This window comes from Acrocarpospora corrugata, from assembly GCF_009687845.1.
In the GTDB taxonomy this organism is placed as follows: Bacteria; Actinomycetota; Actinomycetes; order Streptosporangiales; family Streptosporangiaceae; genus Acrocarpospora; species Acrocarpospora corrugata.
Genome location: NZ_BLAD01000063.1, coordinates 91,355 through 113,306, shown reverse-complemented (window position 1 = coordinate 113,306; position 21,952 = coordinate 91,355). Strand labels below are relative to the sequence as shown.

Genomic DNA, 21,952 nt, shown 5'->3' with positions numbered 1-21,952 from the left:
CCCCGTACGGACCGAGCAGCAACCGGGCAGGTGACGAGCAGGCGATCCCGGCAGCAGACCGGATAGGCGGCGGGCCGGACCTCGATGGCCGCGTCTCCACACCTGGCCCGCTCCCTCCGCCACCGCGTGGAGGTAGCGGGCCCTCTGCGGCCCGTGAGGAACAAGTCCGCGAGATCCGGCGGTAAGGGCCCTCGTTGTGGGCTATTCAGTATCACGGTTGACCAAGCTGCCGATCGCCACCCAGCTCTACAACGCCAAGGAGCCGATGACGCTGTTCGAGCTTCAAGCTTGGCTGGGACATCGGTCACCAGATTCCACTCAGCAGTACGCCAAGATCACCCCCACCACCCTCGCCAAGGCCTACCAGAACGACGGCTACTTCGAACGCAATGTCCGCACCATCGAGGTCCTGGTCGACCGAGACGCCGTCGCGAACGGAGCCGCAGCCGTTGGCGGGCCGTGGCAGTACTACGACCTGGGGCACGGGTTCTGCAGCTACACCTTCTTCGAGCAGTGTCCGCACAGGATGGCCTGCGCCAAGTGCGACTTCTACACCCCTCTCGACGACGAACGGGCCGCCGTCGACGACGGCCAAGCGGCCCTGAACAAGCTGCTTGATCAACTCGCTGACGTTCCAACTCCGGCCGGTCCAACATCACGGCAGGTCGGAACTCAGCCCACGCAAACGCTCCGGCCGATCATTGAAGTGCGCTAAGGGCGTGCATCGGTCGAAATTCACGGCGGATCCGGATCTTCCCTACTCGGTCTACATCCAGGTGGAGGGATAGCTTGCGCAGTAGGCGCGTAGCACGGCCATTCGGCGCTCCGCATCCTCCACCCGGTATCTGATGAGCCGGATGCCGACGTTCTTCCGCTGTAGCTTCTCGCCCAGCAAGGGACGGAAGCGGCGGGCATCGACCTGGCTCGGCGCATTGCGCATGCAGCCGCCCGCCAGGCGGTAGTCATCTTCGTTCCAGGCCACCAGCTCGTGCACGTTGCCTAAACAGTCCCAGGTCCTGGTGACAGACCGGCCTGCAGGTCGGATTCCCACAGGCTCCAGCCTGCGCCGACCGCCTGTACGCAAGTTGGCGTGGTGAGGGCCGATCTTCTCCGCTCCCCAAGGATGGTCCGTCCCCTCCTGGCATCCCGCCAGGGCAAGCCATTCGGCGGCCGTCGGGACCGCCCAGACCCAGCCGTCGTGGGGTGACTTCGCCTGGCAGCGGCCGATCAGGTCGGCCAGTACCACCGCAAGCGGGCGCGACGGTGACCTCGACAGGTCGAAGACATACGGATAGAACAGGGCGATCGGCCTGTCCGTCTGGGTCTGGAAGAGCCCATCGACTTCCCAGACCGTCAACGGATAGGTCATGGCCCGAAATCATAGTCGCACAGCGGACCCGCCTTGATCGGCGTGAGGTTCGGGGAGAATCCTTCACCTGGGCTGGGCGCCGTTGCGCCCAGCAAGTGTTTGACCCGCCAGCGCCATTCCAGTGAGGCGTCTTCCGGCAGCGCGCTCTGATGGCTGAGGAGCCGGCGGTGCAGGCGGGCCACCAGTTCGGCGTCGTCGCGCAGGGTCGGCAGGTCCAAGAGGAAGCAGACGAGCGTTAGAACCGGCCGGGCTGTCCGGGAACCCGTTCCACAAACTTGTCCAGGATGTCCTCGATCGGCCACGTGTCCCGGGCGTAGACGGTGAAAAGCGTTAACCAGACGCGCCGTAGCTGCACCTTCTCCGCGTCCTTGTCCTCGTTGAGGATCTTGTTGGTTTCCTTGATGAGCCACCTCCGCGATGCCTCGTCCCTCCGGTGCAGCACCATGTCGCACGTCATCAGGGCCAGCAGGCCGGGCGCGCCGTCGAGCCGCACGGCATGGTGCTGGGCCGCGATCCGGGCGGTGACGGGCATCAACGTGACCAGGAAGTCCACCGCCGAGGCCATCGCCGCCAGGTTGGGCATCTTCTCCAGGTTCCCGCGCAGGATCGCCTCGGGGAGCTGGATCTGTCCGTCGTAGTACCTCACCAGCGCACTCAAGTCGATCTGAGTGCCCTCGGCTGGGACGCGGGGTTCCCCCTACGCGTGACGCGGATGAGGGCCCGCACCCATTCGTCCGCTTCCTCCTCGCTCTCGCCGCACCCGCGAACTAACGCGCGGACGGTCCGGTTCTCCGGAACTCTGGGGTCCTCAGGGTTTGTGGCCTGGCTGGCCGCAGACTTCGACAGCTTGTAGTTAGCGCTTTTCGCCCTCGATTCCAGCTCGCGCAGCGACAGATTTTCCGACAGGCGCCTTAACAACTGTTTGAACTCCGGCAGAGTCTCCGCCGCGGCCAGGTCGATGTCCACATCGTCCATTCTGGCCAGTCTGACCAGCGAATGCGTCCACTATGTCCGTCGGCCTTCAAGACGGTACGCGAGTGCGGATTCCCTTGGCTCAGAAAGGAGGAATCATGACCGAGAAGAACTACTGGCGGATCCGAACCGCTCTGGAGATCGTCAAGCTTTGCCTCTGGGCCGTCCTCGAGGTGATGCGGGGAACCCTGCCCTAGCTCCCCTAGGGCGCTTATGATCTCTTGAACGGTGCCACGGAGCAAGATCATGATCGCTGCTACGGTGAGTGTCCCGTTGACGATGTAGTCGCGCTTGTCGTAGCGAGTGGTCACCCGCCCGGTACTGCTTCAGCTTGTGCACGGCACTGCGGTGCCGGTACTGGGCCTTGTCGAAGGCGGGCGGCCGCCGGCCGAACCCCTGAGCCAGCGACCGGCCCGCTGATCGCGATTTCTCAACCGTCGGCATGGAAGAACCGGAAGGACGGCGAGAACAAGTGGCGCGACCTGTCCGGAGAGCTGGACATCTAGCCGACAGAAGGAATTCCCGAGGTTGATCAGGCGGCCCAGGTTGAGAACGGCCATGCGGCGGCCACCTCGGCGGGCAGACTCGGCCGCCCGGTCCGGGACGGGAACAGATCATCGAACAGTTCGGCCGGGACGGCCTACTACGACGGCATGGAGGACCAGCTGTCCGCGTTGGGCCTCGTGCTCAACTGCATCGTGCTGTGTTATCCGGGGTGGGAAGAAGCCGTCTGCAATGCAGCGTAAGCGACCTTCTGGGATGTCTCGTCGTTCGTTGCGTACGAGCTATCCGGTGCTCGTCGAGGACGTGCCGCGGTTGTCGCCGTTCGTGCGCCACCACATCAGCATCGACGGGCACTACAGCTTTCACCTACCCGACCTCGGCGGCAGCCACCGTCCGCTGCGTGACCCGGACGCCGAAGACGACGCATAGGGCTTGCCGCTGGCCGGCCGGGATCGGCCGCTGCACTGGGCGATCAGCCAGACCAGCCATATCCGCCCGATCTTTCCCCAGTACTATGGGGCCCCACCTCGACATCGAGGGTGTGCCCGACCCGGAGCACGTCCCCTGGATCGACCCCGACCCATCCGGCCTGGCGAACGGCCCGGTGTCAGCGGCTTCACCGATCAGAAATCCTCCGCCACGTCGTCAGTTCTGTTAGCCCTCGCACCGGTGGAAGGATTGATGACCATGACCGACACCAGACCGCTGGGCGCCGACGAGGCCGCGTTCCTCGCGGCGGTCCGCGCGGAGGATACCGCGCAGTTGGCGCTCCTGACCGAGCGTCACCGGCGTGAGCTGCAGGTGCATTGCTACCGGATGCTCGCGAACTACGAGGATGCCCAGGACATGACGCAGGAGACGTTCCTGCGGGCGTGGAACAAGCGGGAGTCGTTCAAGGGCCACGCGGCGCTGCGGACCTGGCTGTACCGGATCGCGACGAACGCCTGCCTCGACTTCCTGGACAAGCGCAACGACCGCACACCCGTACCGTCCGAGCTGCCGGAACCCGGCTCCGAGGTGCTGTACCTGCAGCCCTACCCCGACCGGATGCTCCCGCAGGACCCGCAGGAATCGGTGGTGGCGCGGGAGACGATCGAGCTGGCGTTCATCGTCGCCGTCCAGCACCTGCCGCCGCGGCAGCGGGCGGTGTTCATCTTGCGCGACGTGCTCGGCTGGCCGGCGTCGAAGGCCGCCGACGCCCTCGAGCTGACCGTCGCATCGGTGACCAGCGCACTGCAGCGGGCGCGCGTGACGATGCGCGAGCAGCTGCCCGACCGCCGCCTCGACTGGCGGAGCCCCGCCACCCACGAGCTGTCGGATGACGAGCGCGGCGTGGTGAAGTCGTATATCGACGCCCATGAGCGCAACGACCTCGACGGGCTGATGGCCCTGCTGCGCGACGACCTGCGCTTCGCGATGCTGCCCGAGCCGGGCACCTCGGTCATCACGGCCAAGGACGCGGTGGACGGCTGGGTCACCGGTGGGCTCTTCCAGCGCGGCCACGACGACTGGCGCTGTATCGCCACGACGGTCAACCGCATGCCTGCCGCCGTGCTGTACCTCCGCACCCCCGACGACCCGGAATACCGGCTATATACCATCGCGGTCCTGCACGTCGTCGACGGGAAGATCGCCGAGCTCACCGGATTCGACGCCACCGACAAACCATGGCTGGGCCTGCCCCCGACACTGTGATCAGACAAGTCCTCATCGTGGACGAGTCCAGCGCACGGGCAGGCGTCACCGTCGTCCTCATCTTCAGCGAGTCGGTCAACAGCTCACTCGGAACGCAAGGAAGGGCCGGGAAAAGGTTCCCTCATCGCCGAGGGTCGCGGTGAGCACGCCGGGAAGGATTTCGACCTGGCGTTACGAGCCGAGCATTTGGCCCGTGCTCATCGCCTCGTCTCGTATCGGGTCAGCACCACGCCGCCGGGAAATGTCCGCGTCTCGACCAGGTTCAGGTTCACCCAGCTGTCCAGCGCGGTGAAGAACGGCGTGCCGCCGCCCACCAGGACCGGTGCGGTGACCAGCACGTACTCGTCGATCAGCCCGGCCCGCATGGCCGCCCCGGCGAGCGTCGCGCCGCCGATGTCCATCGGGCCGCCGTCCTCGGCCCTGAGCCGGGCGATCTCGGCGACCGCGTCGCCGGTGACCAGGCGGGTGTTCCAGTCGACCTTGTCGATCGTCGAGGAGAACACCACCTTCGGCATGTCCCGCCAGCGGCGCGCGAACTCGATCTCCGCCGGGGTAGCGTTGGGCTGCTGGTCGCCGGTCGGCCAGTGGGAGCTCATCGTTTCCCACAGCTTGCGCCCGTACAGCGACAGATCGCTCGCCCGCATCTGGTCGGACCACCACTGGAACAGCTCGTCGCTCGGTACGCTCCAGCCGAGGTCGTCGCCGGGCGCGGCGATGTAGCCGTCCAAGCTCAGGTTCATGCCGAAGATCAGTTTCCGCATCGTGCCAGCCTCTCGTGAGTCGATCTCACACGTACAGATGGGCGCGGCGTGGAAACCTAATCAGTCCGCAGGTAGTCCTCGCGTTCCGGACTCAGCACGGCGTACTCGGCGGGCTTGAGCACCACCGGCCGGATCTCGATTTCACCCTCGCAAACGCCTGGCCACACAGCTACAGCGCCGGGCCCTCTCACCGCGCTGGAGATCGCCAAGCAGTTCCCGACGCTCGTACAGCAGCGTCCACAGCACCCGCTCCGGCAGCGGCACGTCCAGTTCGAGCACCGTGGCTACCTGCGGGCGGGTCAGCGCCTTGCTGTAGTCCGGCGGCACCGGCCGGGGCCGCAGCCGTTCAGTTGCAGGACCGGTCCCGATGAACCGAGAGCCTCTTCAAGATCAGTTCGGTTAAGGCTGCCTACGCTGCAGCCACGTCTTGGCGCCACTTCCATGCGTACCAGACAATAAGTAACATACACACGACTTCTACGGTCGCAAAGAATATATAGTGGAGAGTTGCCGACCCGCCGCCTATGGTAAATGCAATGGTTATCACACACGCGACGATATTTGTCAGGCGATTCGCCCGCCACTCCAGTATTCGGGACAGGAAAATCATGGTAATGGGAATCTCCAAGAGCACCGCGAACACCAACAGAATTTCTTGATTGATTCGTAGTGATCCCGCGTATCCCGTCATGATCTCCCGCAGAAAACCGGGGGTCATAAAACTCAGCACATCCGCAAACAACATGTTGAACAGCACGACGATCCAGAGTGACGATATTCTCAGTTTCGTATTCATTTCTTCCTCCATGGCGTCCGGTGTGAGTCAGCCTGCCCGGAGCGCCCGGTGCGCCGCTTCGGTCCAAGGTCGGCATCCGCCGCGACTTAGGTCTGACTTCCGGGATCGACTTTGGTCGGATGCCGCCGGACCCGCCGTCGCGTACGGTCTGGTCATGACCATCCAGGCGGCCCTGGAGCGTCGGGACCCGCTGCCCGCCGGCGATCCGATCCGGCGCACACCGCGCGATTGGGTAGTGGACGTCCTGTTCTTCGCACTGGCCGTCTGTTTCACCGTGCTCGTCCATTTCGACGGCGTCGAGCAGCGTCTCCCCCCGGTGCCGCGCGCCGTGGATCTCGCCATGGGCGGGCTGGGCTGTCTCGGCGTGTGGCTGCGCCGGCGCCGGCCGGTCGACTTCGCGGTGATCATGGGTGTGTTCAGCGTCTACTCGCTGGCCGCCGCCGGGGTGGCGCTGATCGCGCTGTTCACCGTCGCGGTGCACCGGCGCTTCGCGGTGGTGGCGCCGATCGTGGCCGGGCATTCGCTCGCCGCGTTTCTCTCCCTGCTGATCCGGCCGGACCTGCCGATGACGCACTGGTCGCAAGCCGTACTCGGCGTCGTCTGCGTCACGGCGATGCTCGCGTGGGGGATGTTCGTCCGGACCCGGCGGCAGTCTCGGCGCGAGCGGGCCGGGCGGGCCGAGTCCGAGCAGGAGCTCCTGGTGGCTCGGGCCCGCCAGCTCGAACGCGACCGGATCGCCCGGGAGATGCACGACGTGCTGGCCCACCGCATCTCGCTGGTGAGCCTGCACGCCGGGGCGCTGGAGCTGCGCCTCGGCGCCCTCGACGGCGAGGTCGCCCGCGCCGCGGGGGTGATCCGGGACTGCGCGCACCAGGCGCTGGAGGACCTGCGAGAAGTGATCGGCGTGCTGCGTGAAGACCGGTCAGGTGCCGACTGGGCGACCGATCCACCGGACCGGCCCCAGCCCACCCTGGTCGACCTGCCCGAGCTGGTCGAGGAGTCGCGGCGGGCGGGGATGCGGGTACTGCTGAAGTCTCAGGTGGCCGATCCGGGCGCCGTACCGGCGATGGTCGGCCGCGGCGCCTACCGGATCGTGCAGTAAGGACTCACCAACGCCCGCAAGCACGCGCGTGGCGGCAAGGTGTCGGTGACCGTGCGGGGAGCCGCGGGCGACGGCCTGACCGTCGAGATCCGTAACCCGTGGCCGGTGGGCGCCGGTACCGCCGGCATCCCGGGCGCCGGTACCGGCCTCATCGGGCTCGCCGAACGGGCCGGGCTGGCCGGTGGGCGGCTGGAGCACGGCCGTACCGGTTCGGGTGACTTCCGGCTCTGGGCATGGCTGCCGTGGCCGGCGTGAAGAGTCCGATCCGGATCCTCATCGTCGACGACGACCCGCTGGTCCGGGCCGGGCTCGCGATGATCCTCGCCACCTCGCCCGGGCTGACCGTGGTGGGCGAGGCGGCCGACGGTTCCGAGGTGGCCGCCGCGGTCGGCGCCTGCGCCCCGGACATCGTGCTGATGGACATCCGGATGCCCACGGTCGACGGCCTCGCCGCCACCGAGCGGCTCCGCGCCCGGCCCGACCCGCCGGAGGTCATCGTGCTGACGACCTTCCACGCTGACGCGTACGTGCTTCGCGCGCTGCGCGCCGGGGCCAGCGGCTTCCTGCTCAAGGACACCCTCCCCGCCGAGATTCTGCGCGCTATCTTCCGGGTGGCGGACGGCGAGCCGATCCTGTCGCCGGTGGTGACCCGGCAACTCATCGCCCACCTCAGTGAGACGGGCGCGGACGCCCGGCGGCAGCGCGCTCGTGCCCTGCTTGGCCGGCTGAGCGCCCGCGAACGCGAGGTGGCCGTGGCGGTGGGGCGGGGCAGGTCCAACGGGGAGATCGGCGGCGAGCTGTTCATGAGCGTGGCGACCGTGAAGGCGCACGTGTCGCGGGATCCTCACCAAACTCGACCTCAACAACCGTACCCAGATCGCCCTGCTCGCCCACGACGCCGGCCTGACCGGCTGATCCGGCCGGCGCGGCCCCACTGTTCAGAACCTGATGCCGCTGATCCTGAGCCGCTGGGCGGAGCCCGTGCTCACGTCTATGGTGTGGTCCTACGTGATCGTTAGGCATCTCGCCGCGGGACTGGTTCTCCTTGCTCGTAGCAACGGCGCCAGGGAGGTCGAGATCATGGTGCTGAGGCACGAGGTCGCCGTGCTGCGCCGGCAGATCGCCCGGCCACTGCTACAACCGGCCGACCGGATGTGGCTGGCAGCGGATGAGCACGAACCAGTTCACGCCCATGGCAGCGACCGTCTCCGTGATCCGGTGACGAGCCCTTTGAGTTCTCCGTGGATACGCTGATAGCCCAACTTGGATTCTCCCGCGCCAAGCGGATCACCAGCTCGCGTACCGTGGCGGCGGTGGCGGGCCCGGCCAGGCGTACGGTGCGGATATCTCCAGCGTCGCCGCGTCAGGTCGCGATGCCAGCGTGGCCGGGGCGACGAAGAACACGGTCCAGCGGTCACGGGGCAGCAGGCGCGACAGCGCGGCCAGCCACATCCGATCGGCCGGTTGCAGCAGCGGCCGGGCGATCTGCAGGCGCAGCACGGCGACCTCGTGTCGCAGCACCGTTTCCACGCGCAAGGAGAACCAGTCCTGCGGCGAGACGCCGGACGATCAGGTAGAGCAGAGACCACATCATGATGCGCAACCATGACAGACCACCATCTTTGATCACCGCATAATCGCAGGTAGCAGCCCCAGGGTCGAGTTTTCGCACCCCACACCCTAGGGCATTCCGGGAGGGACGGGCTCCGCGGTATCGCGCCGCGCCACGAACACGAACTCCCTGCCCGGCCGGTCGGGTGCGTCGCGTACGTCCTCGACGACGAAGCCGTGCCCGTGCAAGTCCCGCTCGATCTCCGTACATTCGCGGAAGCGAAGTGTCGATTCCGAGGTCAGTACGTCGCCGTCCGCAGCGAACACGTGCGTACCCCGGAAGCTCACCAGCGGCAGGCTCACGTCCGTCAGCTCGGCCCAGGTCTCGACGTGGCCGACGCCCGGAATGTCCGTCATGCGGTACGTGGTCTCGCGCGTCCACTCCGCCCACTCCTCCCACACGCGCTGCGCCGGATCGCGCGTCTCGAAGACAAGCCGCCCGCCGGGCCGCAGCGCCTTGTACGCGCCGCGCAGCGTCGTACGCCATGCCTGCGGATCGGCGATCGCCTGGGCGACGTTCCCGGTCATCGTCACCAGGTCGATCTGCATGGGCGGCAGGTCCCCCGCGTCTCCGTCGAGCCAGCGCACCCGCTCCGCGCCCGGCTTGCCACGCGCGACGTCGACGGACGCCCGCGCGGGATCGATCCCGGTGACCGTAATCCCGCGTTCGGCGAGCAGCAGCGCGAACACACCCGTACCGCACCCGATGTCCAGCACGGACCGCGCGCCGAACTCCTCCGCCATCGCGAGATACGCGTCGAGATCGCTGCGGTCCGGATCGAGCGGGTCGTAGATGGCGGCGAGGCGCGGATGCCCGAAAGCTGCGTCAACCATGGAGGCGAACGTATGTGGTCCCGAGCCCGCGCGGCCAACGCCACTCCGCATCGGATGGTTCATGGCGACGCCACCCACCTCCTCCTGGACAAGCCGCACTCCGCGTACTGGCTGGTGGAGGAACCGGGAAACGCGCGGGGCGCACCAGCTCACTGGCTGGCCAGACGGCTACCCGCCGCCGGGCTCGACCTCAGCTTGTACCGTGATGTCTCCTGACCGGCCGGTTGCACGACTTCATACCGCCGGATGCACCGAACCACCCGCCGACCTTTGAGGGCACGACGAGCACCCTTCCTCGCGGATCCCGGCTGATTGTCGGGGCAGGCCGGGCTCACGTCATCGTCACTGTCCAGCCCTGCAGAGGCGGCCTGAACGGGCATCGAGCCGTAGGAGCATGTCTACCACCTGGGCGCCGCGCTCATCCGCACGGCGCTGCGATTCCTCATGGTTCTCAACTGATCGTGTCCCGTCCTGGTCGAGCACGCCGTTCCATACGATGATCACTACATGCCGTTCCGCCGGATGCACCGATCCGGCCGCCGACCGGGTGTCGATCGTCAGAGCGACCCAGCCCCCGGCGTCCCCGCCGCTGCCGTCGCTCACGGCGGTCCCGCCGCAGCCCTCGCCCATGGTGTCCTCGGGTCCCGCACAGCACCCGTTCCCGCCGGCGACCTCCTTGGCCGAGCCCATGGCGACCGGAGCACCCCTGGCTGCGACGGGCTCGCCGCGGTTCTTCCTTTCCGCTCGCACTCCGCTCGCCCACTTCCCCGGCAGGTCCAAGACCGCTGTCTTCAGCCCGGTGCCGCCCGCCGTACATAACGCCGAGACCGGGTCGTTCATCGCGGACATCCCGCTACCGCCCGGCGTCGAAAGCTCCTGGCACCTCGTGGCCGCTGCCCGGGACAGTGGCCCGGCCGGAACTGCCGCCCGACGCCTCGCTGAGCCTGCGCTTCAGCGTCGACGGGACCGGCGAACATCTCCTGTACGTGCATAAGCGGCGCGCCTACCGGGTTGCCCTCGCCGACGGCGCGGTCGCCTCGGTGCCGATCACGGTCGACGAGCGTCCGGGTGAGGGCGACTCGCCGCGCGCCGCCTGGTGATCAGGAGCTAAGCGGTCGCCCGGCTCCGCGAGCTCAGCGCGGTGCCGTATTGATCACAGATCACGTCTGCGTTCCGGATGTGCGCGTGCCTGGCATTCCGAGATCGGTCGGAGCGAAGCTGGCGAAGGCCTGCGTGACGCGCCCTCCGACGCCGGGCAGGACAGGTCGGCTCACGTCGGTGTCACTGTCCAGCCCTGCAGGTTCCGCGAGCGCGGCGAGTTGGTCGTGCGCCTCCGCCTGCCGCAGAGCGTCCGGGCCGGGAGAGGGATCGGGGAAGGGGCGGCTCCGTAGCATCTGAGACATCGCCGGCGCCGGACCGTCGGCGCTCATCCCCGTGAGGAGACACCGCCATGAGCACCACCCCCGTCGCGCGCAACGGCGTGGACACCCCTGCCCTGCTCGCCACCGTGGACGCGATCAAGGGCACCCCCGAGCTGGCCAAGTTCCAGTTCCGGGCGGTCAACCAGTGGGTCAGCGGCACCCACAGCCGCACCGCCATTCAGGGCTTCTACGGCGCAGGTCAGGAGGACACCAGCCGCGCCGAGCCGTTCCTCCTCGACGCCGATCACCCGCCGGTGCTGGTGGGCGACGGGAACGGGCCGACCCCGGCGGAGTACCTGCTGCACGCCATCGCCTCCTGCCTGACCGCCGGCCTGGCCACCCTGGCGTCCATCAACGGCATCTCCCTCACCCGGGTGACGTCCACCGTTGAGGGCGACATCGACCTGCTCGGCCTCCTCGGCCTGTCCGACCAGGTCAGGAACGGCTACCAGGCGATCCGGGTGCAATTCGTCATCGAGGGCGACGCCGCGCCGGAGGAGCTGCGCGCGCTGGTCGAGCAGACCCGCGCCCGGTCCTCCGTCTACGACGTGCTGACTAACGGCGTGTCGGTGGACATCGACGTCAGCACCGTCTGATCCGGCCTGGTCCCCGGTGAGACCGGGGCGGAGCCGGGCAGGGCGCCGGCTGGAGGCCGAGGCGGAGCACGGTCGAAGTTGCGTTCAGCAGAATGGTGGTAGTGACAATTGCGAGGCGTTGACATCGATTGCACATCCCGGCACGCTTTGCGAAACTTCCTGGGGGGCAGGTGGTGAACCGGTTGTTTCGAGGTTGTTCCGAGTAGCGTCGATCGATATGTCCCCTCAGCAATGTTGGGGAATGCGTAGAGCCCCGTAGCAGTACCTGGACGTCGACGGGCCCTTTCGCCTGCCGGGCGTTCTCGCCTGTCCGGGAGCCCAGTTCTGCCGTTCGTGCGTCGCCGTCTCGACTCGTTTCTGAAGGCAGGAGGGTGTCGTGCATCCATAGCCAGATCTTGAGTCGGCCTGGTCGTCTTCTTTCGATGGATCGGAGATCTGATGCGCGTCGCCCTTCTCACCACGACTCAGCATGGTCACCTGAACCCGTATATTCCGGTGGTCAATGCGCTCCGAACTGCCGGCAGTGAGGTTGCGCTGCTGCTGTTGTCCGCGGACGGTGGCGTGCTCGACGAGCAGCGTCGCCAGGCTTTGGGCAAGGCGCAGGTCCACGCGATCGGGCAGGTCGAGATGGCGCCGTGGAGCGGCGACCCGGCGAAGATCGGCGCGATGCTCCAGTCGTCGCCGGTGGCAGACCAGACAGCTGACGCGCTCCGTGCGACGGCGCCGGACTTCGTGCTCGTCGATTCGCTGCCGGTCACGGCGTCGGCCATGGTCGGCGCACAGGCGTCCGGCGTGCCGTACGGGATGATCTGGGCCAACCTGGGCGGAGTATGCCCGAGCGAGCATCGACGAGGGCGCTGGCCGTACGACGAGCAGGTCGGCGACTATCTGACCAGGCACGGGGTGTTGTGGTCGACCCGGACTCATTCGGCGCGTTCGCCGATTCTCAATTTGATGCCGACGATTCCTGCTCTCGTCGGGGACGACGCGGTCACCGACGACGGTGTGCAGCTGGTCGGGTTGCCGGGTGCGGCGGGGACCCGCGGCGACGAGGTCGCCTTCTCGGGCCTGGATCGGATCGACCCCGACCGCCCGTTGGTGTACGTCTCCTTCGGCACGATCTTCTACCGGCGGCCGGACCTGCTGCGCACTGTGATCATCGGGGCGGCGGCGACCGGTGCACAGGTGATCGCCGCGGTAGGAGATCTCACCGAGGAGCTCGCGCTGCCCGACGAAGTGCTCACCGCCCCGTATCTGCCGCAACGTGAGGTGCTCGAGCGCGCCGACGTGTTCATCACCCATGGCGGCTACAACTCCGTGGCGGAGTCGATCCGGGCGGCGACACCGATGCTGGTGATCCCGCTGGCTGTGGATCAGCCTGTCCAGGCGTACTTCGTGGGTAGCGCGGGTTTCGGTACGGCGTTGGAGCCGGCCGGCGTCACCGAGCAGGCGGTCGCTGACGCTGTCACCGATCTGCTCGATCCCGCCCGGGACTACCGGGCCCGGCTGCGCGCCGCGCAGCAGGAGTGCGGCGATTCTGCCGTGCGCACGGCCGAGCTGGTCATCAGCACGGTCGAGACGCTACAGCGAAAGGGGCAGCAGTGACGATCGAACTGCAGCGGCCGGTGGGCGACCCGATCGTGATCGATGATCTTGAGCGCCTCTCGTTCCGGGTGGATCGCCGCGCCTACACCGACGACGATCTGGCCGCACAGGAGATGACCAGGATCTTCGATCGCTGCTGGTTGTACGTCGGGCACGAATCGGAGGTGCCAGGGCCGGGCTCCTACGTGGCACGCGACGTCGGCGGGCGCCCGGTGGTCATGGCGCGCGGGTCCGACGGGGTGCTCCGGGTGTTTGCGAACAGCTGCACTCACCGCGGGGCTCTGATCTGCTCGCAGCCGGCCGGGCAGGCCAGCTCGTTCCGGTGCCCGTATCACGACTGGACGTTCTCCAACCAGGGCGACCTGGTCGGGGTCCCGATCCCGGACGGGTACGGGCCAGGCTTTCGGAAGGCGGACTTCGGCCTGGCGCGGCACCGTAGTGACAGTTACCGCGGTTTCGTGTTCGTCACCTTCGATCCGGAGCAGCCGCGCACCTTGACCGAGTACCTGGCGGGTGCGACGGAGTACCTCGATCTGATCGACGACCAGTCCGAGGTCGGGATGGAGGTGATCCAAGGTGCGCAACTCCACGGGGCTCGGGCCAACTGGAAGCTCATGATGGAGAACAGCGTCGACATCTACCACTTCCGGGCCCTGCACAAGCGTTACGTCGGCTACATGGAGTCGCTGGGGTCGGTGCCACCACGACGGCGAGGCGGCTTCGGCTGCGCCCTCGGACTGGGGCATGGAGCCAACGAGCTGCCACCGGCGGCAGCCCGCCCGCTCGCCTACTGGACGCCGATGTTCGGCCCCGAGGTCCGGCCGCGGATCGAGGCGACGGCCGCACGGTTCGTCGACCGGTTCGGCGCCGAACGCGCCGAACGGATCACCGGCACCAATCGCGCGGTGCTGATCTTCCCCAACTTGATGATCATCGACGCGATCGCGATCACGATCCGCAAGATCGACCCGATCGGCGCCGGCCAGATGGCCATCACCTCGGTCGCCCTGGCCCCCAAGGACGAGGATCCGGACATCCGGGAACTCCGCAAGAGTCACTACCTGACGTTCCTCGGCCCCGCCGGCTTCGCCACTCCCGACGACATCGAGATCGTCGAGTCGTGCCAGCGGGGTTATCTCAACCGCACGGTCCGCTACTCGGATCTGTCACGCGGTATGAACAAGAAGGTCCCGGAGACGACCGACGAGCTTCCCGCCCGCGAGTTCTGGCGGCAGTGGGACCGGCTGATGCACGGCGACGACGGTCACCTCGAGGTCGCTCACCGGGCCGAGATGCAAGGGGCACAACCACGATGACCACCGAGCTGACGGTCGACGAAGCGGCCCAGGTGCGGTTGTGGCACCGGGTGAGCCAGTTCCTTTTCCGTGAGGCGCGGCTGCTCGACGAGTGGCGCCTGCTCGAGTGGTACGACGAGATGCTGACCGACGACATCCGCTACTCGGTGCCGGCCACCGACGTCCGCGGCGGGACGGCCGATGCTCTCGGGCTCATCGACGATGATGCTGCCCGGCTACGCCAGCGGATCGAACAACTCCTCAACGGTGAGGTGTGGTGCGAGAACCCTCAGTCGCGGACGAATCGGATGATCAGCAACGTGGAGATCCTGACCGACCGGGGCACGCACCTCGACGTGGCGGCAAATGTCGTCGTGTACCGGTTCGGGCACGGGCGCTCTGACGCCTACGTCGGAAAATGCCGGTCCGAGCTCGTCGTCGAGGGCGAGTCGTTCCGGGTCCGGAGACGGGTCGTGGTGCTCGACCACGAGACGTTGTACGAGCACGGAAAGCTCAGCATCATCCTGTGACCGGCCAGTGACGGCCGCCGGCCCGCCATGATCGCCGGCACCGGTGGGGCTGCGGCGACGATCACAGCCTTGGTGTTGACAACTGTTCGGCCAACACGAAGGAGTTGATCGTGGATCAGCCGTCTGACCGACATGAGCGGGGTGAGGCCATGTTCCAGCAGGTCTTCGGCCGCGAACCGCGCCCGGGTTCCTACCCGGAGTTCCTGCAGATCACCGTCGACCACTTGTTCGGTGAGATCTGGACCCGCCCGCACCTGAGCGTCGAGGAGCGCGAACTGGTCGCGCTGACCGCCGTCACGCTGGCGCGGACCGATTGGGAGCTGCGCGGCCACATCGGTGCCGCCCTGCACCTCGGGATGTCGCGAGAGAAGATCGTCGAAGTCATCATTCAGCTCGCCTACTACGGTGGCTGGCCGGTCGCCAACAACGGACTGCGCGTCGCCCAGGAGGTTTTCGCCGAGCTGGACGACGCCACGGACGCGGACCATGACCAGTGAACCGTCTCCCCTCGACCTCGCCGAGAAGGTCGACCTGTGGCGCCAGCGGTTCTTCGAGGCCCAGGCGGCCGCAGAGGAGTTCATCCTGGGAGAACACGGCGAAGAAGGCCTGGCTGCGTGGATCCAGGCGAACTCCCGCATCACCGCGGAGCTACTGCGAGCGCAACGGCCCGCCGGGGTATCCGCCACCGATCACTTCATGACCCGGCTGCAGCTTCAGCTGTTGCTGTACGACTCGGCAGTGACCAGTGAGCCCCAGCCCTCGGGCACCGTCCTGCGCAACGCCGAGTGTGGAATCCTCCGGTACCGCAAACGGGCCGCCCGCGCCGGCGTCGTACTGACGTTCTCGTCGCCGTGCCCGTACTGCCAGGAACTCAACACCGCCATCGCCGCCCGCTACGTGGAACCGGACGTCACGGTGTCGTGCGAACAGGCGGGCGACGGGTGCACCTGGCGCGCGGAATCTCCTCACGCTCCAGGAGAGGACGCGGCCGGGTCACCGCACCGCGGACGAGCCGGTGATTGAACCAACGGCAGTGCCGTGCGCTCGTTGGCCGGCGACCGGCTGCCGTCGAGCGTCATGCCGAGTTGCCGGCCCACGGCCACACACAGGTCGATCGCCGCGGTGCGGGTCAGGTCCTGATGATCGTTCTGGGTGAAGCACGCCGACGCCACGTTCTTGTTCCGCAGGCGCAGGTACCACGGGAACAACGATCCCAGTGCAGGCTCGGCCAGCATCGTGCGCGAATGCACGATCGTCCCCACCAGCAGGTTGCCGAACGGGCGTTGACTGGCGTTCATGAAGCTCTTCAAGCGTTCCTGGAAGATCTTCAGCACCGCGGGTACGTTCCCCGCGTACACCGGCATGGCGAGCAGCATCGCCTGCGCACCCTCGGCCAGACCGACGACATGCTCGAAGTCGTCGTCGAGCGTGCACCGGCCCACCTCGGGATCAAGGCAGGTGTCCTCGCCTTCGCACATCGCGATGCGATGGTCGATCAACCGAATCCGCTGGATCTCCGCGTCACCGACCTCCCGGACCACGCCGGTGATCGCCGCCTCGAGCAGCGCGTCGGTCAGCGACGGGAGACGCTTCTGCGTGCAGGACAACGCAACGACCTTCATCCGAAGGGCCTCCCCTGTCCGCTCAGCGCCACCGAAGCCCCCGGGGCCGCACACTGAGGCAGCCTCAACCTACCCACAATTGAGCACCACCCAAACGGGTAGCGAAATAACCACGAGCAGGCGCCCGTAGTGGCTGCGATCCCATGACGGGTGGATGCAGAGGTGTCTCACGCGCAGCGACCCAGGCTCTTAGAGGTCCTTTTTCATGGAACACCGGGGTCGAGAACGACGATCATCTGGTGTGCTCCTCAGCAATCGTGCCGTCTTCGCCAGCTCCGACCTCGACGAGGTCCGCGGCGAGGTCGCCAAAGTATTCTGCCCGCACCGGCTGCACCTGGCCGGGGATGCGGACCTGCTGTCGGCCCGGCTCAACTCCGTCCAGCTCGGCTCGGTCCGCGTCAGTTACCTCGACTACGGCGCCGACGTGCACATCGAACCAGGCGACCTCGACACATTCTTCCTGGTCATGATCCCGCTTGTCGGACGCAGCTTGATCCGCGCCGGCGACAAGGAAATCGTCTCTACCCCGTCGCTGGCCGCGCTGCCCTCGCCGACCCGCCACCTCGACATGCGCTGGGCCGCCGGCTGCCCCCCAATTGGTGATCAAGTTCGAGCGCACCTCTATCGAGCGCTCGCTGGAGCAGATGCTCGGCGAACAGCTCAACGGTCCGGTCTTCTTCGATCTCGGTATGGACCTGACGACGGGCTGGACCCGGTCCTGGCGGGACATGGCCGACCTGCTCGTCGGGGAGGCCGAACGAGACGACGGGCTGACCGGCCATCCGCTGGCCATCGCGCACCTGGAGAACGCACTGATCACCCTGCTGCTGACATGCAGCCCTCCAACTACCTGGAGCGGCTGACGGCGCCCAGGCCGGCCGCGCTGCCGAAGGTCGTGCGCCGGGCGATGGAGTTCATCGAAGGGCACGCGCATCTCCCGCTCACCACCTCCGGCATCGCCGGCGCCGTCGCGGTCAGCAGCCGCTCTCTCCAGGAGGGTTTCCGCGCGCATTGCGGGCTGACCCCGATGGCCTACCTCAGGCAGGTACGGCTGGCGCGGGTGCACGACGAGCTCAGGACGGCCGATCCCGCCAGGACCACAGTGACCACGGTGGCCGCCCGATGGGGCTTCCTGCACCAGGGACGTTTCGCCGCCCAATACCGCGAGAGGTACGGGCTGCCGCCGTCGGAGACGTTGCGCAGGGGTTCAGCGTCAGGTGGATGAGATCCGCGCTCAGCGGATAGCTCGGGCGGACGCGCCAGCCGTACCTTCTTGTCAGACGCCGATCGCAACCTCCACTCCTGACACCGAAGGAACACACCACCATGCGCGAAATCCTCATCGTCGGCGCCGGCCAGGCTGGCCTCCACCTGGCCATCGGCCTGCTCCAGCACGGCTACGCCGTCACCGTGATCTCCAACCGCACCCCCGAGGAAATCCGCGACGGCCGGGTGATGTCCGGCCAGGCCATGTTCGGCACCGCGCATACCCATGAGCGTGAGCTCGGCCTGGACTGGTGGGCCGACGTCTGCCCGCCCATCGAGGGCATCGCACTCACGGTTCCGAGCCCGGAGGGCGGCAAATCACTCGACTGGGCGGCGCGGCTGGACGTCCCGGCCCGCTCGGTCGACCAGCGGCTGAAGATGCCGGCCTGGCTGGGCGAGTTCGAACGGCTCGGCGGCAAGCTCGTCCTGCGCGACGCCACGCCAGCGGACCTGGAGAGCTATGCCACCCAGTACGACCTGGTCCTCGTCGCCGCGGGGAAGGGGCAGATCGCCTCGCTCTTCGAGCGGGACCCCGCACGCTCCCCGTACGCGGCTCCGCAGCGCGCGCTGGCGGTCACCTACGTCAACGGTCTCGCCCCCCGCCCCGATCATTCGGCGGTCTGCTTCAATCTGCTCCCCGGTGTGGGCGAGTACTTCGTCTTCCCCGCGCTCACACACACCGGCCCCTGCGAGATCATGGTGTTCGAGGGCGTGCCAGGCGGTCCCATGGACTGCTGGGGCGACGTGCGCGGCCCCGCCGAGCATCTGGCGCGCAGTCGCCAGATCCTGGAAACCTTCTTCCCGTGGGAGGCCGAGCGCTGCGCCGGGATCGAGCTCACCGACGCCAACGCGGTCCTGACCGGCCGCTTCGCCCCCACGGTTCGCCGTCCTGTCGCCGTTCTGCCCTCCGGCGCACCGGTGCTCGGCGTCGCCGACGTCGTGGTGCTCAACGACCCGATCACCGGGCAGGGCAGCGACAACGCCGCCAAGTGCGCCGCCACCTACCTGCGGGCCATCGTGGAACGGGGCGCGCAGCCGTTCGACGCGGACTGGATGCGGCGGACCTTCGACCTCTTCTGGACGCAGGCCCAGCACGTCACGAACTGGACCAACGCCCTGCTGGCGCCGGCCGAACCCCACCATCTGGCGCTCCTGGGCGCCACCGGACAGCATCCGGAGATCGCCTCCCGATTCGTCAACGGCTTCGACGACCCGGCCGACTACACCGACTGGTTCATGGACGCCGGCCGAGCCGAGGCCTACCTGAGCAGAGTCGCGGCATGAGATTGCTCCGTGAGGCTTTCGGGCAGTTCGCGACCGGGGTGGCGGTGATCACAACGGTGACCGACGACGGGGAGCGGGCCGGCGTGACCGTCAACTCCTTCACCTCGGTCTCGCTCGATCCGCCGCTGGTGCTCTGGTGCCTGTCGAACCGGGCGCCCAGCGCGCCGCTCTTCCTGCGGGCCGGGCGGTTCGCCGTCAACGTCCTCGCCGCTGACCAGGACCACCTGTCCAGGCGCTTCGCCACACCCTCGACCGACAAGTTCGCCGGGGTGGAGTTGCTCGGCGCTCCCCTGCCGATACTCGCCGGGACGCTGGCCAGTTTCGTCTGCCGTACGGAGCGCCTCCACGACGGCGGCGACCACCACATCTTCGTCGGGGCGGTGGAGAGATACCAGCGGGCCGAAGGGGAGCCGCTCGTCTTCCACTCCGGCGCTACCGGGAGTTCTGGCCCGAGATGACCACCGGCGGGGCCGCGTAGCCAGCCGCGCTTGAGGACCTGGAGCAGGTCGCTGTGAACGAGTCCACGCGGACGGGGGCACCGCTCCCCCGCCGGCGCGTCGCCCGCCGCGAACCCCGCGGGCTAACGCATCGGGAGACGCGAGATCACGCGGGGCCGCGGTGAGTTGGGCGCGAGCCCGATTCTTACGGGTTGCTCCAGAGGAACCAGTAGCCGTTCGTTAGGTCGCAGTGGTAGGAGGTCCAGAGACCGTTCTGGACGCCGTAGCTGCCGTACTGGTAGCAGTAGGACGCCGTGAAGTAGACATTGCGGAGCGTGTCGGCCTGGGCGGGCGTGGCGCTCGCGACCACCGTTAACCCGGTGACCAAGGTGCCGACTGCGATCAAGGCTCGAACCTTGCGCATCAATCCTCCTGTGAGTGGATGACATGTCGGACTTCCTTCGTGAGCATCACCGCGCGAGCAATATGCGTCCAGGTCACGCCCGCCGGTGATCGTTCAGGTGGGGCGTGACCTGGCAGGGCCTCGCGAACAAGCGAGCTACGACTTGAAACTTTCCAAGGCGACGGTCCGCGGGCTGAGATCGAGCCGTCTGGTGTGCCCGCCGCAGGCGTGCGCCACCACGATCACGATGCTGTGTTTCGCGGCGATGGGTCTGGTTATGAGACCTGGGCAGTGGAAGCGGTCCAGGTGTTGCAGTACTTGGGGTTGCGGGAGTTGAAGCCGCGGTTCAGCCAATACGTGATGGCCTTGGCTGAGCCGTAGATGTAGCCGATCTCTTTGCTCTTCTCGCGGACGATGGACTTCCACTCGGCCGTCTTGCGGGGCATCGACTTGTAGACGCTCGCGGTGAAGGCGGCGCCCAGGCAGGCGGCTTGCAGGTGTAGGCGGCGGACGCTCTCGGCGAACCCCTCCTCGTCCTCATCGGGGTTGGGGGCGCTCTCGGCCCAGTCGGCGTCGAGGCCCGTGAGAGTCTGGACGTGCTCGCCGTACAGTTCGGCCGTGGTGAGGAAGATGTAGAGGTCGTTGGGCTTGAGGTTGAGCAAGCGCCGGTCGAGCACGATGGCGATCGTCCGATTGAGGAAGCAGTAGTCGTAAATTGTCTCTTTCTCCCACTTGCTGCCGCAGAAGCGAGCGGGGTTCTTGGACAGCAGCGCGACCTTGGGTTTCGCGAACTTGTGGCCGGTCTTCGCTAAATACTTGGACCAAGCGTTGTTGAGGCAGCCCACCACGCTGGTCACGTACGCCTTGGCGATGGGGAGATTGTTGCGTTTGCTGATCGGCTTCTCGGCGCAGGTGGTGCGGGCGATGGGGCCGGCGGTGTAGAGGCGGTTCACGGCGGGGTCGTCGGCAACACGTGCGAACGCGGCGCCGCTCGGGATCAAGCTGGCGGCGAGGAACGCGGCGATAGGAACCATGATTCGGATCACGAGTCCCATATCGTTGTGGATCGTTTACTGCATGGCAAATTGGTAGTTAGGTCACATCCCGGGCGCAGCGAGACGGGAAGGCCGGGAACCTCGCCCGAGAAATCTCCGATGCGGCGTTGGGTCTGTCAGTACCCGACATACAAGCCTCTGGACGATGGATCAGGGCGGATACAACCGCTCGGCCAGGCCGATCCGGCACTCCGACCGCGGCTCATTCGCTTCGCCCATACTGCTTGCAATCCACCACCGCCCGGTACTACCGTCTCGACAAGTGGTTGCAAATCACAAGCGGAAGGGGTCACCGTGCTGAGGCAGGTCGCGGAGGGCGTGCTGATCCACGAGAGCGAGTTCTGCCAAAGCAACTCCGTTGTCGTGCAAGGCCGCGCTGGTGTGCTGCTCATCGACCCCGGGGTGCAGGGCCACGAAATGGCCTGCCTCGCGAACGACCTTCGCGAATTGAGCCAGCCCGTTGTGGCGGGTTTCTCGACGCATCCGCATTGGGATCACCTGCTCTGGCACGCCGGGTTCGGCGCGGCTGCGACGGCTTCGATGTGCACGTTGTCGTGCAGAGGATCCCAGTAGGTCAGGCTGATCCGGGGCTCGCGCACGATCTGGCGGAGCTTGAGGCTGCCGCTGGTGGAGGCGATCCAGCCGACGTGGCCCTCCCAGATTGGGTGCGGGATCCGGGTCCGCGGCGCGCCGTCGGGCCCGGATGTGGCCACCGTGGCCCACGCGATGCGAGCGATACGCGCCTGAAATTCGACGGCGATCTCGGCAAACGAAGCCACGTCCACGCCGCCGAC

General features: G+C 67.3%; 31 protein-coding genes and 2 pseudogenes. 20 read left to right on the top strand and 13 right to left on the bottom strand.

The window, feature by feature from the left end; translation table 11 throughout:
- Positions 1 to 217: 217 nt before the first annotated feature.
- Entirely contained in the window at positions 218 to 715 is a 498-nt protein-coding gene (locus tag Acor_RS25100) for a hypothetical protein (protein WP_218034467.1), read from the top strand.
- Between the two features lie 51 nt (positions 716 to 766).
- Here Acor_RS25100 and Acor_RS25095 read toward each other — a convergent pair whose 3' ends face one another.
- The 4 genes from Acor_RS25095 to Acor_RS25080 are packed head-to-tail and all read right to left on the bottom strand — an operon-like array spanning position 767 to position 2,344.
- The gene (locus Acor_RS25095) at positions 767 to 1,369 is read right to left on the bottom strand and encodes a hypothetical protein (protein ID WP_155339193.1); all 603 of its coding nucleotides are present in this window, start codon (positions 1,367 to 1,369) and stop codon (positions 767 to 769) included.
- Positions 1,366 to 1,587, bottom strand: a complete 222-nt coding sequence (locus Acor_RS25090) for a hypothetical protein (protein ID WP_155339192.1) — start codon at positions 1,585 to 1,587, stop codon at positions 1,366 to 1,368. The genes Acor_RS25095 and Acor_RS25090 overlap by 4 nt, the downstream gene beginning before the upstream one ends.
- 17 nt (positions 1,588 to 1,604) lie before the next feature.
- On the bottom strand, positions 1,605 to 2,027 hold the full coding sequence (locus Acor_RS25085; RefSeq protein WP_155339191.1) for a hypothetical protein: 423 nt from the start codon (positions 2,025 to 2,027) through the stop codon (positions 1,605 to 1,607).
- Positions 2,024 to 2,344 carry a PH domain-containing protein gene (locus Acor_RS25080; RefSeq protein WP_155339190.1) on the bottom strand — a complete coding sequence of 107 codons (321 nt, stop codon included), beginning with the start codon at positions 2,342 to 2,344 and terminating at the stop codon, positions 2,024 to 2,026. Before Acor_RS25080 ends, Acor_RS25085 begins: the two co-directional genes overlap by 4 nt.
- A 771-nt stretch (positions 2,345 to 3,115) precedes the next feature.
- Between Acor_RS25080 and Acor_RS42835 the strand changes: the two genes are divergently transcribed.
- Both Acor_RS42835 and Acor_RS25070 read left to right on the top strand, forming a co-directional pair.
- Entirely contained in the window at positions 3,116 to 3,274 is a 159-nt protein-coding gene (locus Acor_RS42835) for a hypothetical protein (RefSeq protein ID WP_174876194.1), read from the top strand.
- Positions 3,275 to 3,532: 258 nt separating this feature from the next.
- The gene (locus tag Acor_RS25070; RefSeq protein ID WP_155339189.1) at positions 3,533 to 4,540 is read left to right on the top strand and encodes an RNA polymerase subunit sigma-70; all 1,008 of its coding nucleotides are present in this window, start codon (positions 3,533 to 3,535) and stop codon (positions 4,538 to 4,540) included.
- Positions 4,541 to 4,737: 197 nt separating this feature from the next.
- Here Acor_RS25070 and Acor_RS25065 read toward each other — a convergent pair whose 3' ends face one another.
- Together Acor_RS25065 and Acor_RS25060 are read right to left on the bottom strand one after the other, a co-directional pair.
- Positions 4,738 to 5,301, bottom strand: coding sequence for a dihydrofolate reductase family protein (locus Acor_RS25065; protein WP_155339188.1), 564 nt, complete (start codon positions 5,299 to 5,301; stop codon positions 4,738 to 4,740).
- A gap of 409 nt (positions 5,302 to 5,710) precedes the next feature.
- On the bottom strand, positions 5,711 to 6,097 hold the full coding sequence (locus Acor_RS25060) for a DUF6326 family protein (protein WP_218034466.1): 387 nt from the start codon (positions 6,095 to 6,097) through the stop codon (positions 5,711 to 5,713).
- A 154-nt stretch (positions 6,098 to 6,251) separates the two neighbouring features.
- On the opposite strand from Acor_RS25060, the gene Acor_RS25055 reads away from it, so the two are divergent.
- From Acor_RS25055 to Acor_RS25045, 4 genes and pseudogenes are all read left to right on the top strand, one after another.
- On the top strand, positions 6,252 to 7,199 hold the full coding sequence (locus tag Acor_RS25055) for a sensor histidine kinase (RefSeq protein ID WP_308805687.1): 948 nt from the start codon (positions 6,252 to 6,254) through the stop codon (positions 7,197 to 7,199).
- Between the two features lie 45 nt (positions 7,200 to 7,244).
- A complete protein-coding gene (locus Acor_RS45930; protein WP_308805686.1) occupies positions 7,245 to 7,454 on the top strand; it encodes a sensor histidine kinase in 210 nt (69 codons plus the stop codon).
- Positions 7,433 to 8,114, top strand: a pseudogene (locus Acor_RS25050) (response regulator transcription factor). The gene Acor_RS45930 and the pseudogene Acor_RS25050 overlap by 22 nt, the downstream one beginning before the upstream one ends.
- Positions 8,115 to 8,147: 33 nt before the next feature.
- Positions 8,148 to 8,453, top strand: a complete 306-nt coding sequence (locus tag Acor_RS25045) for a hypothetical protein (RefSeq protein WP_155339186.1) — start codon at positions 8,148 to 8,150, stop codon at positions 8,451 to 8,453.
- A 33-nt stretch (positions 8,454 to 8,486) separates the two neighbouring features.
- On the opposite strand, the gene Acor_RS25040 is transcribed toward Acor_RS25045, so the two are convergent.
- Together Acor_RS25040 and Acor_RS25035 are read right to left on the bottom strand one after the other, a co-directional pair.
- Positions 8,487 to 8,735, bottom strand: coding sequence for a hypothetical protein (locus Acor_RS25040; RefSeq protein ID WP_218034465.1), 249 nt, complete (start codon positions 8,733 to 8,735; stop codon positions 8,487 to 8,489).
- Between the two features lie 144 nt (positions 8,736 to 8,879).
- Entirely contained in the window at positions 8,880 to 9,644 is a 765-nt protein-coding gene (locus tag Acor_RS25035) for a class I SAM-dependent methyltransferase (RefSeq protein WP_155339184.1), read from the bottom strand.
- Positions 9,645 to 9,656: 12 nt separating this feature from the next.
- Between Acor_RS25035 and Acor_RS25030 the strand changes: the two genes are divergently transcribed.
- Positions 9,657 to 9,860, top strand: coding sequence for a hypothetical protein (locus tag Acor_RS25030; protein ID WP_155339183.1), 204 nt, complete (start codon positions 9,657 to 9,659; stop codon positions 9,858 to 9,860).
- A 126-nt stretch (positions 9,861 to 9,986) separates the two neighbouring features.
- On the opposite strand, the gene Acor_RS25025 is transcribed toward Acor_RS25030, so the two are convergent.
- Entirely contained in the window at positions 9,987 to 10,484 is a 498-nt protein-coding gene (locus Acor_RS25025) for a hypothetical protein (protein ID WP_155339182.1), read from the bottom strand.
- Positions 10,485 to 10,549: 65 nt separating this feature from the next.
- Here Acor_RS25025 and Acor_RS25020 point away from each other — a divergent pair, with 65 nt between their 5' ends.
- The 7 genes from Acor_RS25020 (at position 10,550) to Acor_RS24990 (ending at position 16,114) form a co-directional block, all read left to right on the top strand.
- On the top strand, positions 10,550 to 10,744 hold the full coding sequence (locus tag Acor_RS25020) for a hypothetical protein (RefSeq protein WP_155339181.1): 195 nt from the start codon (positions 10,550 to 10,552) through the stop codon (positions 10,742 to 10,744).
- Between the two features lie 350 nt (positions 10,745 to 11,094).
- Entirely contained in the window at positions 11,095 to 11,661 is a 567-nt protein-coding gene (locus Acor_RS25015; RefSeq protein WP_155339180.1) for an OsmC family protein, read from the top strand.
- A gap of 438 nt (positions 11,662 to 12,099) precedes the next feature.
- On the top strand, positions 12,100 to 13,266 hold the full coding sequence (locus Acor_RS25010) for a glycosyltransferase (protein ID WP_155339179.1): 1,167 nt from the start codon (positions 12,100 to 12,102) through the stop codon (positions 13,264 to 13,266).
- Entirely contained in the window at positions 13,263 to 14,582 is a 1,320-nt protein-coding gene (locus tag Acor_RS25005; RefSeq protein ID WP_218034464.1) for an aromatic ring-hydroxylating oxygenase subunit alpha, read from the top strand. The genes Acor_RS25010 and Acor_RS25005 overlap by 4 nt, the downstream gene beginning before the upstream one ends.
- Positions 14,579 to 15,091 (top strand): aromatic-ring-hydroxylating dioxygenase subunit beta, encoded by a 513-nt coding sequence (locus tag Acor_RS25000; protein ID WP_155339177.1) that lies wholly within the window; start codon positions 14,579 to 14,581, stop codon positions 15,089 to 15,091. Before Acor_RS25005 ends, Acor_RS25000 begins: the two co-directional genes overlap by 4 nt.
- 110 nt (positions 15,092 to 15,201) lie before the next feature.
- Positions 15,202 to 15,588, top strand: a complete 387-nt coding sequence (locus Acor_RS24995) for a carboxymuconolactone decarboxylase family protein (protein WP_155339176.1) — start codon at positions 15,202 to 15,204, stop codon at positions 15,586 to 15,588.
- Entirely contained in the window at positions 15,578 to 16,114 is a 537-nt protein-coding gene (locus tag Acor_RS24990) for a hypothetical protein (protein WP_155339175.1), read from the top strand. Before Acor_RS24995 ends, Acor_RS24990 begins: the two co-directional genes overlap by 11 nt.
- Here the strand turns inward: Acor_RS24990 and Acor_RS24985 are convergent.
- The gene (locus Acor_RS24985) at positions 16,057 to 16,713 is read right to left on the bottom strand and encodes a flavodoxin family protein (protein ID WP_155339174.1); all 657 of its coding nucleotides are present in this window, start codon (positions 16,711 to 16,713) and stop codon (positions 16,057 to 16,059) included. The two genes, Acor_RS24990 and Acor_RS24985, sit on opposite strands and share 58 nt — an antisense overlap.
- Positions 16,714 to 16,918: 205 nt before the next feature.
- On the opposite strand from Acor_RS24985, the pseudogene Acor_RS46375 reads away from it, so the two are divergent.
- The 4 genes and pseudogenes from Acor_RS46375 (at position 16,919) to Acor_RS24970 (ending at position 19,721) form a co-directional block, all read left to right on the top strand.
- Positions 16,919 to 17,576: pseudogene (locus tag Acor_RS46375) on the top strand (cupin domain-containing protein).
- On the top strand, positions 17,546 to 17,938 hold the full coding sequence (locus Acor_RS43405; RefSeq protein ID WP_218034461.1) for a helix-turn-helix transcriptional regulator: 393 nt from the start codon (positions 17,546 to 17,548) through the stop codon (positions 17,936 to 17,938). The pseudogene Acor_RS46375 and the gene Acor_RS43405 overlap by 31 nt, the downstream one beginning before the upstream one ends.
- A 101-nt stretch (positions 17,939 to 18,039) precedes the next feature.
- Positions 18,040 to 19,263 (top strand): styrene monooxygenase/indole monooxygenase family protein, encoded by a 1,224-nt coding sequence (locus Acor_RS24975; protein ID WP_155339173.1) that lies wholly within the window; start codon positions 18,040 to 18,042, stop codon positions 19,261 to 19,263.
- A complete protein-coding gene (locus Acor_RS24970; protein WP_155339172.1) occupies positions 19,260 to 19,721 on the top strand; it encodes a flavin reductase family protein in 462 nt (153 codons plus the stop codon). Before Acor_RS24975 ends, Acor_RS24970 begins: the two co-directional genes overlap by 4 nt.
- Positions 19,722 to 19,905: 184 nt before the next feature.
- Here the strand turns inward: Acor_RS24970 and Acor_RS24965 are convergent, their stop codons facing one another.
- Together Acor_RS24965 and Acor_RS24960 are read right to left on the bottom strand one after the other, a co-directional pair.
- Complete coding sequence (locus Acor_RS24965) at positions 19,906 to 20,124, bottom strand: hypothetical protein (RefSeq protein WP_155339171.1); 219 nt, start codon at positions 20,122 to 20,124, stop codon at positions 19,906 to 19,908.
- A 254-nt stretch (positions 20,125 to 20,378) separates the two neighbouring features.
- Positions 20,379 to 21,137 (bottom strand): hypothetical protein, encoded by a 759-nt coding sequence (locus Acor_RS24960; RefSeq protein WP_155339170.1) that lies wholly within the window; start codon positions 21,135 to 21,137, stop codon positions 20,379 to 20,381.
- 120 nt (positions 21,138 to 21,257) lie between these two features.
- Between Acor_RS24960 and Acor_RS44645 the strand changes: the two genes are divergently transcribed.
- On the top strand, positions 21,258 to 21,731 hold the full coding sequence (locus Acor_RS44645; RefSeq protein ID WP_246239072.1) for an MBL fold metallo-hydrolase: 474 nt from the start codon (positions 21,258 to 21,260) through the stop codon (positions 21,729 to 21,731).
- Here Acor_RS44645 and Acor_RS24950 read toward each other — a convergent pair.
- Positions 21,653 to 21,943, bottom strand: coding sequence for a pyridoxamine 5'-phosphate oxidase family protein (locus Acor_RS24950; RefSeq protein ID WP_170317066.1), 291 nt, complete (start codon positions 21,941 to 21,943; stop codon positions 21,653 to 21,655). The genes Acor_RS44645 and Acor_RS24950 overlap by 79 nt on opposite strands.
- Positions 21,944 to 21,952 lie beyond the last annotated feature (9 nt).